This is a genomic window from Leptospira gomenensis (assembly GCF_004770155.1).
In the GTDB taxonomy this organism is placed as follows: domain Bacteria; phylum Spirochaetota; class Leptospiria; order Leptospirales; family Leptospiraceae; genus Leptospira; species Leptospira gomenensis.
Map to the genome: position 1 here is coordinate 106332 of NZ_RQFA01000066.1, position 15070 is coordinate 121401.

Genomic DNA, 15070 nt, shown 5'->3' on the forward strand with positions numbered 1-15070 from the left:
GAAAGAGATTACTCTTCTTGTTCTTCCGCGTCGTCTTCTTCTTCCAAAGCCTCTTCCAGAGGTTCTTCGGTGAATTCCATTTCTTCGTCTTCGGACAAATCTTCCTCTATGATTTCTTCCTCTTCGACAACCCTAGGTCGTACGGTTCGAGTGCGTGTAACGGGACGTTTGTTTTGATCGGCCCCGCATTTCGGACAGAGTTTCTCTTCCTTGTTGAGGTCGTAAAATTTCGTGGAACAAGTGTGGCAGGTCCATTTTTTTCCCAGAGGACTGAGGGCCGCACCCTTTGCGGAGGATTTTTTCGCGGTTCCGGCTTTGGCGGCGGGACTAGAAAGAGCCTTTTTGATGATCTCTTCTTTTTTTTTCGTCTGTGCGGCGGCCTTTTTGGACGCGACTTTCTTTGCCGCGGTCTTTTTTTTAGCCGCGGCCGAGGCAGGCTTTTTTGTCGTCTTCTTACTGGTTGCCATCGGAATTGACCATGCTCTGCGAGAGGTATTGACGTTCAAGCAGAATTATTCTTTATTCTCCGTCCCAAAAGACGGGCGCAAACCCTAACCGATTTTCGAAAAAAATGCAAGGAAAAGAATCGGGTTCGTCCGCATTTTTTTCGATTTTCCGATGGAATCAAACCTCTATCAGAAAAATCGTATGTTTCGAGGGAAATCTTTTGAAAGCCAAACTCAGCGTAAACATCAATAAAATCGCAACGGTACGGAATTCCCGGGGTGGAAATCTTCCCGACCTGGCCCGTTTCGCCGAACTCGTGTTAGCGGCCGGCGCGCACGGAATCACCGTACATCCCCGGGAAGACGAAAGACATATCCGTAAAGACGACGTTTTCGTCCTAAAAGACGTGATCGATTCCTACAACCGAAGACACAATACCTCCGCGGAATACAATATCGAAGGCGAACCCTCGCCCCGTTTTTTGGATCTGGTCCTCGCCGCAAGGCCGGATCAAACGACTTTGGTTCCGGTAACTCCGGGGGAAATCACTTCGGATCACGGCTTCGACTTCCGTAAGGACCTCGAGATCGTTCAAGAATATTCTAAAATTCTAAAGAAAGAAAAAATACGTTCGTCCCTGTTCGTGGAAACGGATCTCGAAAATCTGAAACTCGTCTCCTCCACGGGAGCCGATCGTGTGGAATTTTATACGGGCCCGTTTGCCGAAAAATTCGACGTCTCGCCGGAAGCGGGTCAAAAAATATTTAATTCCAGTTACGTTCCCGCGGCAGAAGAGGTTTTGCGACAGAAACTGGGAATCAACGCGGGTCACGATTTGGATCACAACAATCTACGTTTGTTCTCCCGACTTCCGGGTTTGGCCGAGGTTTCTATCGGGCATCGTCTGATTTCCTACGCCATCGAAGTAGGAATCGCAGAAAGCGTCAGGGAGTATCTTCGAGCTCTTTCGTAAGATCCCGAAATCCTTCGAAACCCGGATCCCCTTGGATCAGATAATACGCCGCTCGTTTGAGATGTTGTGCGAAAAACCGGGCGTTCTGATTTTTTTGGGAAACCGCTTCCAAACCGAGTTTGAATTTTTTCAATTGTTCGGAGGCTCGTGGTTTGTTTTTGGAACGGACGGATTGCCTAAATTCCTTCCAAGCCTTGGTCACCTCGTGTTCGGAGACCACGTTTTTTTCCAGGGTTTGTTTGCGGACGGTTCCGGATACGTCCCAAACCTCACGATACGGATGCGAGTGTTCCAGAAATTTATAATATTCTTTCGTATATGAAACCGGGTTCGGTTTTACGTTCAGAAGAGCTTCCGCTTCCCCAACACACTCGGAAAAAATTCCCCGTTTGAGGGATTCCTTTCCGATTTGACCCAGCTCGGCCAACACCGCCAAGTCCGCGATCGTTTCGTTTCGTTTTCCTTCCTTACAATTTTTGATCGCGCGGAAGTATCGGCGCTCGACGTCGTCGGCGGACAAAGTCTCTCCTTGTTCCGATTCCAAAAAATACGCGGATTGAAAGACCTGATCCCGATACAACGTATCCTTCGGCTCGGCTTTTCTCGCTCGAAGAGCGTATTCCAACGCGTCGGAATATCGTTTTGTGGAAAGATACAATACGGATACGTTGTAACAAGACAAGGCCCGATCCGGACGAAGCGACCGACAGCTCGATCTCAGAAGTTGGATCGCGGATTCCCGTTCTTCCGGGGTTCCGTAAAATTCCAGAATGGCCTGTTCCTGGATCATTTCGAGCGCGAATCTTCCCGAGCCGGGCAAAGAAACCGAAGAACAAGAAACCGACGCCGTCAAAATCGACAGGAACACGAGGGAAGTTCCGCTCCAAAGGGATTGACACTTTGAGATTTGAATGGAGAATGAACTGAAAATTTCCTGAAATCCGAGGGACACCAGTTTGAAAAAAGGATCTGCCGCGCTTTCTTTGTTACTTTCCACTCTATTGACCATATTTATCCTGTACTGCGAGCCTACGTCCGGCAAATCTCCGGTCAAGGCGGACTTTACTCTCAAAGATTTCGAAAACGTAGTGAGCACCGTTTCCCGGTATTATATCGACAAGAACATCGATAAAAACCGAGCGTATCGCGAAGCCGCCGTGTATGCGTTGCTCGCGCTTCCTCATCCCTTGTATCTTTTTCCGGAAAGTTATTATAAGGAACGGGACAAATACGAAGAAAAAGACGAAATTTTCCCAGGCAAGACGTTTAAGATTTCCGTGGACGATTCCTTCGTCGTCTTCGATCCGGATTACGCGGAAGTGGAAAAGATCCGTGACAGAAAACTGAAAGAGGACGCCAACAAAACCAAGGTCAACGACGAAGAAGTCAAACGCCTCGTAGAACGCGAAAAAGTGCGTAAGAACGTTCTTTCCTCCAAATGGGAACAAACCGGTTTCAGCAAAAAGGACTTTGATCGAATCCTCGCCTTTATCGAAACCAATCTGAACAAATACAAAGACGCTCCGATCAAGGATCCGTTCGGAGATTCCGAGGAAAAATCCAAAGAACCGTTTACGATGAACGACGTGCTTCTCGCGGCGGCCAACGGCTATTTGTCCTCTCTAGATCCTCACAGTAACGTGTTTTTGCGTTCCGCTTGGGAAGAATCCATGTCCAAAATCCAAGACGGAAGTTTTGAAGGAATCGGAGCCATTCTTTCCGGCGGAGGAAACAGGGAAGTAGTCGTGGAAAATCCGCTCGAAGGAAGACCCGCGGTCAACGCGGGAGTCCGCTCCGGGGACGTGATCCTCGCCGTGGACGGAAAATCCATCAAGGGAATTCTTTTGGATAAGGTCGTAGAAAGGATCAAAGGAAAAAAAGGATCCAAAGTGGCCCTTACCATCCAAAGAAAAGGAGTTCCCGGTACCCTGAACATCGAGGTCGTACGGGACACGATCGAAATCAAAAATCTGACGAGCAAACTCATCGAAGGTCACGAACATATCGGGTATATCAAACTGACCGGTTTCGTAAAATCGGACGACGGTCCCTCCGTGGATCGGGAACTCGTGGACAAATACAAGGAATTGGAAAAAGAAGCGCAGGGAAAAGGAACCCAACTCAAAGCCCTGATTCTGGATCTACGAAGCAACGCCGGAGGTTATCTGGATTTGGCGATCGACATCGCGGATATGTTCATCGAAAAAGGTCTGATCGTTTCGACAAAAAGTCCGAACCGTAGTCCCGAAGACGCATACGCGAAAAATAAGGACATCACCAATTTACCGTTAGCCGTTCTGATCAACGCGAAATCGGCCTCCGCCTCCGAGATCGTTGCCAGCGCGATCAAACACCACGGAAGAGGTTTGATCTTAGGAGAAAGAACCTTCGGTAAGGCGACGGTCCAAAAACTCATGCCTCTCGGAAACGAATATCTGATCAAACTTACGCAAGCCCGTTATTACTCTCCTTCCGGAAATACGATCCAAGTTGTGGGAGTAAAACCGGACATAGAAATCTCCTCCGAAGAGGACGGATCCTTTCCGTTCCGGTTCCGCGAGGAAAACATGTGGAATCACCTTTCCGAACTTCCCGCCGCATCCGAGGAAAGAAGCTCCTTCGACGTGAAGAAGTTGGAGAATTGGGTGCAAAAAAACGGAAAGGCGGCCGAATTTATCGCGGTTCATAAAAACGATCCGATCAAACCGGATTATCAACTGATCCGTTCTTTGGATTACATAGAAGCTCTGATTCAAACGAAAAAGAAATAATATGCCCCGCATCAAAACGGACTTTTTAGTCCTAGGGAGCGGAATTACGGGTCTGTTTGCGGCTCTAAAACTCGCTCCCTACGGTTCCGTCGTAATCGTAACCAAAAAATCGGATTACGAATCCAATACCAACTACGCGCAAGGCGGAATCGCTTCCGTATTCGCGGAAGGCGACAAACTCGAGGATCACGTACGGGATACTTTGGAAGCGGGGGCCTGGCTCTGCGATCCCGCGGCGGTTCAGGTTTTGGTGGAGGAAGGGCCTCCTCTCGTGAAGGAACTGTTGAACTACGGGGTTCCGTTCAACCTCGAGGCTTCCGGAAAATTCGATCTTTCCCGGGAAGGCGGACACGGAAAAAACAGGATCGTCCATGCCCACGACAGAACCGGCCGCGAAATAGAAAAAACGCTCCTTAAAGTCGTAAAAGCAAATTCAAATATTCAAATATTAGAATTTCATACTTTAGTAGACTTAATCACGCCGCATCACCTGAAACGAACCGGCCTCATCTGTTACGGAGCCTACGTCCTTTCCAACCATACAGGAGAAGTGTTTCCCATATTGGCGCGGGAAACCATCCTCGCCACGGGAGGAGCCGGACAGGTGTATTCCCATACCACCAACCCTAAAATCGCCACCGGAGACGGAGTCGCTTCCGCCTATCGCGCCGGAGCCCTCGTCAAAAACATGGAATTCTATCAATTCCATCCGACTGCTTTGTTTCACGAGGATGGAAATTCCTTTTTGATCTCGGAGGCGGTCCGGGGGAAAGGCGCGATCCTTATGACCAAAGACGGGGAACCGTTTATGAATCGTTATCATCCTATGGCGGACCTGGCTCCGCGCGACGTCGTGGCTCGGGCCATAGATTCCGAAATGAAAAAAAGAGGGGAACCGCACGTTTGGCTCGACATCACCCATCTTCCGTCTTCGCAAATCAAGGATTCGTTTCCTTCCATCTACGAAAAATGTAAGGAACTGGGAATCGACATCACCACGGATCGGATTCCCGTGGTTCCGGTGGCTCATTTTCTCTGCGGAGGAGTTGCCTCGGATTTGGAAGGAAGAACCACGATCTCGAATTTATCCGCGGCGGGAGAAACCGCGTGCACCGGCGTCCACGGAGGCAATCGTCTTGCATCCAACAGCCTTTTGGAATGTCTCGTATTTTCCAATCGGATCGCCAAACGGATCGAACGCGAAAAACCGGAATTTACCGAAGATCACGATAAAATTCCCTCCTGGAACAAGGAAGGAATGGTCAACACGGAAGAATGGGTTCTTATCTCACACGACCTAAACGAGATCAAAAGTACGATGAGCAATTACGTGGGAATCGTACGTTCCAATCTACGTTTGGAACGCGCGAAACGAAGAATGGATCTGATCTACGAAGAGGTCAAAGATTACTACAACCGTACCGTGATCACCAATCCCCTCGTAGAACTTAGGAATTTAGTGATCGTCGCCGAACTGATCATACGATCCGCGCTGGCTCGAAAGGAAAGCAGAGGACTTCATTTTTCCACGGACTATCCGGAAAATAGAAACCCTTCCCGGATCGATACCGAACTCAGAAACGACAAGGTTTCCCTCTGATACCCGAACTTTCGGAGAATCCGAGAGGTACGAAATCCGCAGAGGATATATCTTTCGCTTCGTAATCCGCAGTCGCTAAAGATCAGACGATCCACCGCGCGTCTAAAACCCGCACGATCAATACCTTTTTACAGACCCAAATATTCTAAAAATGGAATATTCTGTTTTTAAAATACGTGATTGAAGTTCACGAACAACTGCTTGTCTTCCCGGGATTCCGCATAATCGATCATGATGATCGTGGCCTGATTCCAAGCGATCCGTAAACCCAAACCCTGGGAATATTTGTAATCCCGAAATCCGGCCTTGTGTTCGTCGTTCCAAACGCGTCCGAAATCCCAAAACGGAACCAAATTGAGCGCGAAATACTCGCCTCCCACGGAGAAGTCGAAAAACTTCCAACGAACTTCCAACGTTCCGAAACCCATCGCACGACCCACGAACCGATCCTGTTTGTAGCCGCGTAAGGTTCGTAGTCCGCCCAAACCGGAAACGGAATTTTCCGTTCCCCAAAGATTTCTGTATTCGAAAAACGGAACGTCTCCGTCCGAAACTCCGAAACCGAAACGGGAAGCGAACACAAGTTTTTCGAAGGTTTTCGGAAACGGGCTGTAAAAGAACTTCGCATGGCCGAAATATTTCTGAAAATCGAAATTAGAACCGATCGCCTTCGATGCCTTCTCATACGTCGCTTCCAAAAAGACGCCTGAATTCGGGTCGGGTTCGAAGTCTCTGGTATCATACACCAAACCGACTCTGGCCGTATTTACGAAACCGCCTTGATATCCCGAAATTTTTCCGGCTTCCGCGTCTTCGGTCAAACGGGTTTTTCCGTTGGGAACTTCTCCCGAGTTACTCAAAGGGGTTCCTTCGAAAACCGGATCCACGGATTTAACGAACTTACCGTCGTAGGATCGGATGATATTGTTGGACAAACGAAATCCCGCGACCAATCGTACGGTTCCGTGAAAAAAAGAACGTTCCGAGCTGAAATTCAACTGCGGAGTTTGAATCGTATAACGGTTGTACATACGATCCGTCACGAGAAATCCGGGCTGCGCCGGCAGTCCGCCGTAGGTTTTACCGCCGAGTTCGATCGGATCGCCGGGCCCGCCCGGTCTTTGAAACGTGAACGTATTTTCCTGGGCGCCGTATTGCCCGTTGTTGACCTGAGGCGCTCCCGGCTGATTCCGTTCCTGATAACTCAAGGGTTTGAGGGATGATTCGCCGACTCCGAAAAACAGAGTGGTCGGAGTGATCGTCAAAAGCGCGTCCGCGCGTAACCTCCACTGTGTGTTCGCGACATACGGCATATCCAAACTCAACTGGTGATACTGAGCGTTCTTTGTCGTATTAAAATATTGTGCGAAAAAACGAAGTCGATACGGCGTATATTCGAAAAACGGATCGGATTTTTTACCGTTGTTATAACCGTAAACGCGGACTCCGTATCCGATTCCTTCGTTCGGATCGGAATTGATCAGAGGAAGTCCGGTCGGATACCAGCCTTCCTTTTTGTTGTCCAAATCCTTTTTACACATCTGTTTGACGCGATCGATGGAAAACGGTAAGTCCTTACGCGCTTCGGGTTTATCACAACCGGAGAAATTTTCCTGAGCGGTTACCGAGGAAACCGAAATAAGATAAGGTAGAAAAAAAAGGGAAAGGGAAACCCGAAGGAGTGGAATCGTATCGTTCATCATGCAGCACCGAAAACTGTGGAATTTCTAACCAACCGACGTTCTCTGTCAATTCGAATATGAGATTTTACTCATATTCTTTTTACCCGGGAAAGTACGTCGAAAACAATCCCTCGCTTTCGGGTCGAAACGGGTTTGTCCAAAAACAAGGTTTCGAATGCCGAACGAAAAAAATCGGATCCGCAGTTCGGTTTGCGGATCCGAAGGGGAACGTTTCGTAGAAGTTTCGAACGCCGATTTTTAACGATACGCCAAAAACCGGCCTGCCCTTTCTTCTTACGGTAAGTTCCTCACACAACGTACGAAATATCTTGCTGTTTTGTTAAAAACGGTCTCTTCGCCGAAATGAGCTCGGGTAAAATTCACCGCTCGAGCCGTATCCACCGTACCTTCCTTCGCCCAGGAAGTCCAATAGTAGTCTTCCACCGTGTTCGGAAATTTAACGAGTAAAGCGTTCAAACTTCCCGATGCGGTGAGCGCTTTGAGTTCCGGAAAGGAGGCCACTCTCCAGTCGTTGTATCCGCCGGTCCTGTCCGCCGAACACGCGTTAAACGCTTCGCTTATGCCCGTAAAAGCGGCGGTTTGTCCCGTTAGCACCGCGGGAAGGGAGATCGTATTGCAGTCGTTCAGATTCAGAGAACAATACTGTAACAAAGACGCTCCGTATCTTCCGATCACGGTGGTGGTATTGTTGACGCCTTCACAGTCGTATAAACCGTTCGCCCCCACGCGAAGAACCTGTCCTTGTGTGCAGATCTTCCACATCAAACCGGTTGTGGAATCGCTGATCGTCCCGGAGGCCGGATCGGCCACATACGGACTGAAAAAAACCATACCCGCGAGAAGGACGTTAGCGTCCTCGTTTACATAGCCGAGTGTTGTATCGTCCGGTTTCTCCTCGCAATTCGCGAAAAGAGAAAGAGCGATACTAAGTATTAGAATATTCTTATATTTTCTCATGATTGCCTCAGAAAATGTGGTTGAAGTTCATAAATATCTGTTTGTCTTCTTTGGAAACGGCGTAGTCCAACATCAGGATCGTACTCTGGTTCCAAGCGATTCGGAAACCCACACCTCGGGAATACTTATAATCCTTCAACCCCACGTTGTGTTCGTCGTCCCATACGCGACCGAAGTCCATAAACGGAACCAGGTTCAACGCGAAGTGTTGTCCAGCGACCGTAAAGTCGAAGAATTTCCAGCGAACTTCTATGTTCCCCCAACCCATCGCTTTACCCGCAAAACGGTCCTGTTTGTAACCGCGTAAGGTCCGTAGTCCTCCGAGTCCGGTGATACCACCTTCCGTGGACCAAAGGTTTCTGTATTCGAAAAAGGGAGCGTCTCCTTCCGTCAAACCGAACGCACCACGACCCGCCACGACCAGTTTTTCGAAGGTTTTAGGAAACGGACTGTAGAAGAATTTCATCTGAGTGAAGTATTTGGAATACTGAAAATCCGATCCCAAAGACTTGGCTACTTTTTCGTACGTGGCTTCCAAAAAGATTCCCCGGTTCGGATCCGGTTCCAAATCCCTCGTATCCAAAACGAGACCGACACGTACGGAGTTCACGTTTCCTCCGTTGTATCCTAGGATTTTACCCGCTTCCGCGTCCTCGGTCAACTTGGTCTTCGCGTTAGGCGCCATTCCTGAATTGCTGAAAGGGGTTCCTTCGGTCAAAGGATCCGTACTCTTTACGAACTGACCGTCGAACGTCTTAACGATGTTTTGCGAAACTCTCAACCCGGCAACGAGACGCACCAAACCTCCGAAGAATATATGTTCACCGCTGATATTGGCTTGCGGAGAACGGATATCGTATCGGTTGTACATCCGATCCGTTACACGAAACGCGTCGTTTGCCGGAAAACCGGAATAGTTGGTTCCCTGAAATTCCACCGGATCCCCGGGACCGCCCGGTCTGGTAAAGAAGATGTTTTTCTCACGATCGTGATACGTCGCGTTCCGGACGACTTCTCCGCCGGTTTGGTTTCGTTCCTGGTAGGAAAGGGTTTCCAAGGAACGTTCCCCGATTCCGTAATACAAGGTATTCGGGTTCGTATCGTAGATCAAATCTCCGCGCACTCTCCATTTGGAATCGAAGATATACGGAGCGTCGAAGCTGATATCCTGATACTGTCTGTTTTTGGTCGTATTAAAATACTGTGCAAACATCCGGAAACGATACGGAGTGTATTCGAAAAACGGATCTGACTTTTTACCGTTGTTGATCAAAAAGATCCGTACTCCGTATCCTACCCCTACGTTCGGATCCGAGTTCAAAAGAGGAAGACCGGTGGGAAACCAACCTTCTTTCTTTTTAGAAATATCCCGTACGGTCAAACGTCTCATTTCCGAAATCGGAAACGGGAGATCTTTTCTCGGTTCGCGGGGAGAATCCACTCCCACGCCGATGGGTTGCGGCGACAACTGCGCAACGTCCGGTTTTGGCTGCGCTTGTGTTTGCGCTTGCGCCGTCCCGACCAGGATGAACAAGCCGATTACAAAACTTACGATTGTCAGAAAATTCTTCATGGAGTTCCTGTTTGTATATTTCAGAACAAAACGGAACCTGTTCGCACGGATACTGTCAATAGGATTTTTGCGGGAATTTGGAAATAGATTCGCAAATCTTAGGTCCAAACGATCTTATTCATAACATTTGGTATAATACCTTGGAATGTGTGTAGTTCCTACGATCGTGTTCCGATCTCCGATGATCTCCGATTCTTTCCAACCGAAAACGGCCGATGGTACGGGGACGCGTTATTTCCGTTTGATACGTCTGTGCGCGCGGATGAACGCCTTCGGATCGAGATAACCGTCGGTGATTTTTCCGTAACCGCCTCCGACGGGTAAAGAAACGTCGTCTCTCATCTCGAAATGAAGATGAGGGCCGTATCGTCCGTCCGCGTCTCCGATGTTTCCGATTTTTTTCCCCCTTCGAACTCGTTGTCCCGGAACGACGAACGACCGGGAAAGATGGGCATACAAGGAAAGAATTTTTTTTCCGTCGGGAAGTTTGTGTACGATTTGAAGTACCGTTCCCCAACCCGGACCTTCGTTTCCGACGGAGACCACGACCCCGTGAGAAACCGAGTAAACCGGATCTCCGAAATCGTTTCTACCGACCGCGTTCCAGTCCTCTCCCAAATGAAAATTTTTTCCGAAAGGTTGTTTATCCACGTAACCGTTCGCGTTCGGTGCGCCGACCGGAAAATCGAATCCGTCCGACAACAAAGAAGGATCCTCCCCGAAGGAAGTCTCGATCGAATCCAAGAAAAACTTCTCTCCGGAAACGGACCTAGACTCCGACCAAAGGATTGCGGAGAAGGAAAACAAAAAGAACGCCGCAAAAGACGAACCTCGACGCAAAGCCAAAAACATGATACTTTAAGAATATTCTAGAATTATGATTTAGGCGGATTCAAATTCAGGCGCAAAATCAGATCGTCCTGAGAAACCATACTTCCCTCGGAAACGCATACTTCCTCGACGATTCCGTCTCCCGGTGCGAGAATATTATTCTCCATCTTCATCGCTTCCACGATCGCAAGAACGGTTCCCCTTTTTACGGAAACACCGGGAACGGCCAGGACGCGGATCACCTTACCTGGCATCGGGCTTTTGATGGAACCTCCGCTCCCTTCTTCGAGATGGATCTCCCGATTGGAAAGCAGGATCTTAGTATTCCAACCCTTGTAGTGGATGAAAATCCGATTTCCCTTCCGGAGAATTCTCCAGTGATTTCCCGGACCCGAAAAAAGACCGTTGCCTTCGCTTTGAAAGTTGCGCGAAATCCGAAAGTCGTGCGTCACTCCGTCTAACAGAATCGATACGGAGGTTTCTCCGGGGGAACTGGATCGGATGGAAACCGGAATTTCCTCGTCCCTGTGTTTGAATCGAAACGTTTCCTCGTTCACCAAAAACCTCCCTGTCCCACGGCTTCCCAAACACCCGCCGATTTTTTCTTTTCGGACAAGGCGGCGGCCGCAAAGGAAAACGCATCCGCCTGCGTTTCCCGATCCGGAGAGAATGCGATTTCCTGTTCCTCGAGAAAATGTGTGTGCGTAAATCCCTTTCTAAATTCCTCGTGGGATAGGATTCCCGAAAGATAAAACGTATTGGTGACCGGTCCGAAGATCACGGTTTCCTCCATCGCTTCCTTGAGACGCGAGGCGCATTCTTCTCTCGTTTTCCCCCAAGCGATCATCTTCGCGATCATAGGGTCGTAAAACACGGTGATTTCGGAACCGGTTTCCACTCCCGTATCGACTCTCAAAAAATCTCGATCCGGAAATTCAATATATTCTAATATACCGGTGGAAGGTAGGAATTGATTTTCGGGATCTTCCGCGTAGACCCTCGCTTCGATCGCGTGCCCGGTTTGAACGATCGCCTTTCCCGCAGTCAGATCGGAAAGTTTTTTTCCTTCCGCCACCCGTATCTGCCATTCCACGAGATCCTGTCCCGTGATGAATTCGGTCACGGGATGTTCCACCTGCAACCTGGTATTCATCTCCAAAAAGTAGAACTTTCCGTCCTTTCCTAGGATGAATTCCACCGTGCCCGCTCCCACGTAACGGATGGACTGCGCCGCTTTAACGGCGACGTTGCAGATTTGGTCCCGAAGAGCCTCGGGAAGATTGGGCGCGGGTGATTCCTCGATGACCTTCTGATGTCTTCTTTGGATGGAACATTCCCTTTCAAAAAGGTGCATAACGTTGCCGTGTTTGTCTCCGAACACTTGAACTTCGATATGACGCGGTGTTTCGATGTATTTCTCCAAAAAGACGGTTCCGTCTCCGAAGGCCTTGAGCGCTTCCCTTTGTGCGGATTCGAGCGAGGAAAGAAACTCCTCCCTTTGATAAACTCGTTTCATTCCCTTACCGCCGCCGCCCGCCGTGGCCTTGATCATCAAAGGATAACCGATCGATTCGGCTTCCTTTTGAAGATGTTCGGGATCCTGATTTTGTCCGTTGTAACCGGGTACGACGGGAACTCCGGCGGCTTCCATTTTGATCCTGGAATTGATCTTATCCCCCATCCATTCCATCGACTCCGGACTCGGTCCCAAAAACAGAACATTCTCTTTTTCTAATGCTACGGCGAACTCCGGTTTTTCGGACAAAAATCCGTACCCCGGATGGACCGCGTCCGCTTTTGTCTGTCGGACGGCTTCGAGAATATTAGGAATACTTAAATAAGACGAGGAAGGAGCCGGCTCCCCCACTCTCACGGATTCGTCCGCCAATTTTACGTGCGGAGATTCCGAGTCCGCGTCCGAGTAAACGGCCACGGTTTTGATTCCCAGTTTTTTACAAGTGCGTATGACGCGAACGGCGATTTCGCCCCGATTGGCGATCAGAAGTTTGGAGATCAAGACGCCGCCACCTCTACTTTTTTCGCTTCCGAGGAAATTTCTGAATCCAGGATTTTCTTTTCACGATCCATGGTTTCGAATACGAAATCCTTAAATTCTTCCCAAGTGGAAAAACGAGCGGGATCATACGTCCCGATCTGTTTGTACGCGATCGTATATCCCGTTTCCAAGGATTGATATCCCGTAAGACCGGATTTCAAAACGATGACCACCGGAATTTTATTTTCATACGCGAGTTTGATCATACCCTTTTGCATGGGTTGTATCTGCTCGGTGTAAGAGTTGTGACCTTCCGGATAGACCACAAACGAAGTATCCGTAAGACCTTTCAACAAATTCCGAACCGAAACGGCGATCGTGGTGGCCTTGGAGGATTCGAAGACCTGCGATCCCATCGCTTTCATCCACCAATACGCGACGAGCGTTTTTTTGATCACTTGATTGGCGAGATAGGGTTTGTTGACGACGAGACAATCGTAGGGAAAATCCAGTTCGTTGACGTGATTCAAAAAGATCATGTGACCTTTTTCGGGGATTTTAAATTCTCCGATTTTGAGAAAGCGCGTGTCCGTCATCCATCGTACGGCCCCACCCCAGACCGCCGATCCTTTTAAGAAGGCGAGGTTCTTTCGTTTTCGGTTTCCGAGGAGCGCCCAGAATAACCCCGCGATCAAACTCGGAAACGCAAAACTAAAAACGAGAACTACGGTGATAAGATACGTTTTGAGGACAATCCTTCGATAGGATTTTGAAAACCGTCCGAGACGGCTTTCCATAAATTTTAACGGGTTCATCGGAAGCAATTTTTTGCGGCAATCCGTTTTTAGAAAAGCTAGTTTTCAAAAAGAAAAAGCCCGCAGACAAAGCGGGCTTTTCGGATCCTCGGAAGCATACGGCGTTCGCGGACAAGAATCGAAACCGGGAAACGAACCTCGGTGCAACCTCCGCAAAAACGAAAACCGCGTCGGATCTCCGAACTCCGTTCGTGAAGAGAAGGGAAAGAATTTCCCGAAGCGATTACGGTTCGTTTTCGATTCCGATTTTTATTTTCCTGCGGGCGCCTTATCTCCCATGAGTTGTTTGCGTTTCTCCGGATCCCACTTTAGGAAGATTCGGTTTTTTACTTCGTCTTCGTAGATTTTTTCCAGCACGTCCACCGCGTCCCTGCGATACTCTTCCGGAATTCTTCTGTCGAAAACGGGGCTCAGTCTATGATCCAATTCCAAGGTAGGATTTTGGGAGAAGTCGTATGTGACTCCCTGCAAAAGAACGGGCTCGGAAGGTCCGGCTTTTCCTTCGTCGTCCCGGATCGCTTCGGTTTTTGCGTCGCTTTTAAAAAGGAAGTAATTGTCGTACGGATACTTCAACTTGAAGATATTGATGGCGTTCGCTCTCGCATCCCGACAGAGTTGAATGGCTCCGAGATACTGTTCGATCCGATGTTTTCTATGGCTCGGTTGAAGTTTCTGGTGTTTTTCCAGATGTTTTTCGATCTTGAGGGCGTTGTTGCGCGCTTCTTTGGCGAGACCTAAAAACTTATATCCGGTTTCCATATTTTTTTCGATCGCGTATTTGTTCGTAACGTAATGAAAATCCCTCGGGTTGTACATCCTTCTCGTAAGAGGGGCTTCTCGGTCCGCGGTCATATCTTTGACGATATAGGAGGTTTTGCTCAACTCGATCGCTATATCCACGAGATTTTTGTCTTCCGGGTTGTTCTGATTTTTCTTTTCGATCGCCGCTTTCAGAATCTCCTCGGTTCTTTCCACGTAGTATTGGGAAAGTTCTTCCAGAAGCATTTCGGTTCCGAGTTGAGCTTCCAAAAATCTCCGATACGAGTTCACGTGATTGTTTTCGAAAAAATACTGGAGACCTTCCTGATAGAGTCGTTTGAGTTCCTTGTATTTTTTGATTCGATCCCCGTCCGCTTCCGGAGCGTTCGCCTGGTTTCCGCCCGCGGGTTGGGTCTGCTGATTCTGCCCGCCGGGAACCTCGCCCTTATAGTTTTTTACGATCGGTTCGAGGGCCCGCAGATATACGAGCAGTTCCACTCTTTTTTTATAGGCCTTGCTGGAAACCGCCTCTCCGAAAACGGAAACGGGTAAAATGGAGATTGCGATCAGTATAAGAATCAGTCGTTTCATCGGTTAACCTTTTCCAAAGTTTCTCCGGCTTTGAACCCCGGGGCAACACAGAAA

At 48.8% G+C, this 15070-nt stretch carries 13 protein-coding genes; 3 read left to right on the plus strand and 10 right to left on the minus strand.

Annotated features, from left to right (window positions below; all coding sequences use genetic code 11):
• Nucleotides 1-8: 8 nt before the first annotated feature.
• Nucleotides 9-467, minus strand: coding sequence for a TIGR02300 family protein (locus tag EHQ17_RS14705; RefSeq protein WP_135590621.1), 459 nt, complete (start codon nt 465-467; stop codon nt 9-11).
• Nucleotides 468-667: 200 nt separating this feature from the next.
• Here EHQ17_RS14705 and EHQ17_RS14710 point away from each other — a divergent pair, with 200 nt between their 5' ends.
• Nucleotides 668-1420 carry a pyridoxine 5'-phosphate synthase gene (locus tag EHQ17_RS14710; protein ID WP_135590684.1) on the plus strand — a complete coding sequence of 251 codons (753 nt, stop codon included), beginning with the start codon at nt 668-670 and terminating at the stop codon, nt 1418-1420.
• Here EHQ17_RS14710 and EHQ17_RS14715 read toward each other — a convergent pair.
• Nucleotides 1392-2429, minus strand: a complete 1038-nt coding sequence (locus EHQ17_RS14715; RefSeq protein WP_135590620.1) for a hypothetical protein — start codon at nt 2427-2429, stop codon at nt 1392-1394. The two genes, EHQ17_RS14710 and EHQ17_RS14715, sit on opposite strands and share 29 nt — an antisense overlap.
• Between EHQ17_RS14715 and EHQ17_RS14720 the strand changes: the two genes are divergently transcribed.
• Together EHQ17_RS14720 and nadB are read left to right on the plus strand one after the other, a co-directional pair.
• Complete coding sequence (locus EHQ17_RS14720) at nt 2377-4191, plus strand: S41 family peptidase (RefSeq protein ID WP_167881132.1); 1815 nt, start codon at nt 2377-2379, stop codon at nt 4189-4191. The genes EHQ17_RS14715 and EHQ17_RS14720 overlap by 53 nt on opposite strands.
• Nucleotide 4192: 1 nt before the next feature.
• Nucleotides 4193-5791, plus strand: coding sequence for an L-aspartate oxidase (gene nadB, locus EHQ17_RS14725; RefSeq protein WP_135590619.1), 1599 nt, complete (start codon nt 4193-4195; stop codon nt 5789-5791).
• A 167-nt stretch (nt 5792-5958) separates the two neighbouring features.
• Here nadB and omp85 (EHQ17_RS14730) read toward each other — a convergent pair whose 3' ends face one another.
• The 8 genes from omp85 (EHQ17_RS14730) to EHQ17_RS14770 form a co-directional block, all read right to left on the minus strand.
• Nucleotides 5959-7494: an Omp85 family outer membrane protein gene (omp85, locus tag EHQ17_RS14730; protein ID WP_135590618.1), complete on the minus strand. Its 1536-nt coding sequence runs from the start codon at nt 7492-7494 to the stop codon at nt 5959-5961.
• A gap of 273 nt (nt 7495-7767) precedes the next feature.
• On the minus strand, nt 7768-8451 hold the full coding sequence (gene lsa25 / locus EHQ17_RS14735; protein WP_135590617.1) for a surface adhesin Lsa25: 684 nt from the start codon (nt 8449-8451) through the stop codon (nt 7768-7770).
• Nucleotides 8452-8458: 7 nt separating this feature from the next.
• Nucleotides 8459-10024, minus strand: coding sequence for an Omp85 family outer membrane protein (gene omp85 / locus EHQ17_RS14740; RefSeq protein WP_135590616.1), 1566 nt, complete (start codon nt 10022-10024; stop codon nt 8459-8461).
• Nucleotides 10025-10255: 231 nt separating this feature from the next.
• The gene (locus tag EHQ17_RS14745; RefSeq protein ID WP_135590615.1) at nt 10256-10876 is read right to left on the minus strand and encodes a M23 family metallopeptidase; all 621 of its coding nucleotides are present in this window, start codon (nt 10874-10876) and stop codon (nt 10256-10258) included.
• A 23-nt stretch (nt 10877-10899) separates the two neighbouring features.
• Nucleotides 10900-11412 carry an acyl-CoA carboxylase biotin carboxyl carrier protein subunit gene (locus EHQ17_RS14750; RefSeq protein WP_135590682.1) on the minus strand — a complete coding sequence of 171 codons (513 nt, stop codon included), beginning with the start codon at nt 11410-11412 and terminating at the stop codon, nt 10900-10902.
• On the minus strand, nt 11409-12872 hold the full coding sequence (locus EHQ17_RS14755; protein ID WP_135590614.1) for an acetyl-CoA carboxylase biotin carboxylase subunit: 1464 nt from the start codon (nt 12870-12872) through the stop codon (nt 11409-11411). Before EHQ17_RS14755 ends, EHQ17_RS14750 begins: the two co-directional genes overlap by 4 nt.
• Entirely contained in the window at nt 12869-13666 is a 798-nt protein-coding gene (locus EHQ17_RS14760) for a lysophospholipid acyltransferase family protein (protein ID WP_135590613.1), read from the minus strand. Before EHQ17_RS14760 ends, EHQ17_RS14755 begins: the two co-directional genes overlap by 4 nt.
• Before the next feature lie 249 nt (nt 13667-13915).
• Nucleotides 13916-15016: an LIC11274 family protein gene (locus EHQ17_RS14770; protein WP_135590612.1), complete on the minus strand. Its 1101-nt coding sequence runs from the start codon at nt 15014-15016 to the stop codon at nt 13916-13918.
• Nucleotides 15017-15070 lie beyond the last annotated feature (54 nt).

What these genes read in the sequence shown, in the direction of transcription:
- EHQ17_RS14715 (WP_135590620.1), bottom strand. Translation starts at nt 2,429, where the DNA reads ATGGTCAATAGAGTGGAAAGTAACAAAGAAAGCGCGGCAGATCCTTTT.
- omp85 (WP_135590618.1), bottom strand. Translation starts at nt 7,494, where the DNA reads ATGATGAACGATACGATTCCACTCCTTCGGGTTTCCCTTTCCCTTTTT.
- nadB (WP_135590619.1), top strand. Translation starts at nt 4,193, where the DNA reads ATGCCCCGCATCAAAACGGACTTTTTAGTCCTAGGGAGCGGAATTACG.
- EHQ17_RS14705 (WP_135590621.1), bottom strand. Translation starts at nt 467, where the DNA reads ATGGCAACCAGTAAGAAGACGACAAAAAAGCCTGCCTCGGCCGCGGCT.
- EHQ17_RS14770 (WP_135590612.1), bottom strand. Translation starts at nt 15,016, where the DNA reads ATGAAACGACTGATTCTTATACTGATCGCAATCTCCATTTTACCCGTT.
- EHQ17_RS14745 (WP_135590615.1), bottom strand. Translation starts at nt 10,876, where the DNA reads ATGTTTTTGGCTTTGCGTCGAGGTTCGTCTTTTGCGGCGTTCTTTTTG.
- omp85 (WP_135590616.1), bottom strand. Translation starts at nt 10,024, where the DNA reads ATGAAGAATTTTCTGACAATCGTAAGTTTTGTAATCGGCTTGTTCATC.
- lsa25 (WP_135590617.1), bottom strand. Translation starts at nt 8,451, where the DNA reads ATGAGAAAATATAAGAATATTCTAATACTTAGTATCGCTCTTTCTCTT.
- EHQ17_RS14760 (WP_135590613.1), bottom strand. Translation starts at nt 13,666, where the DNA reads ATGAACCCGTTAAAATTTATGGAAAGCCGTCTCGGACGGTTTTCAAAA.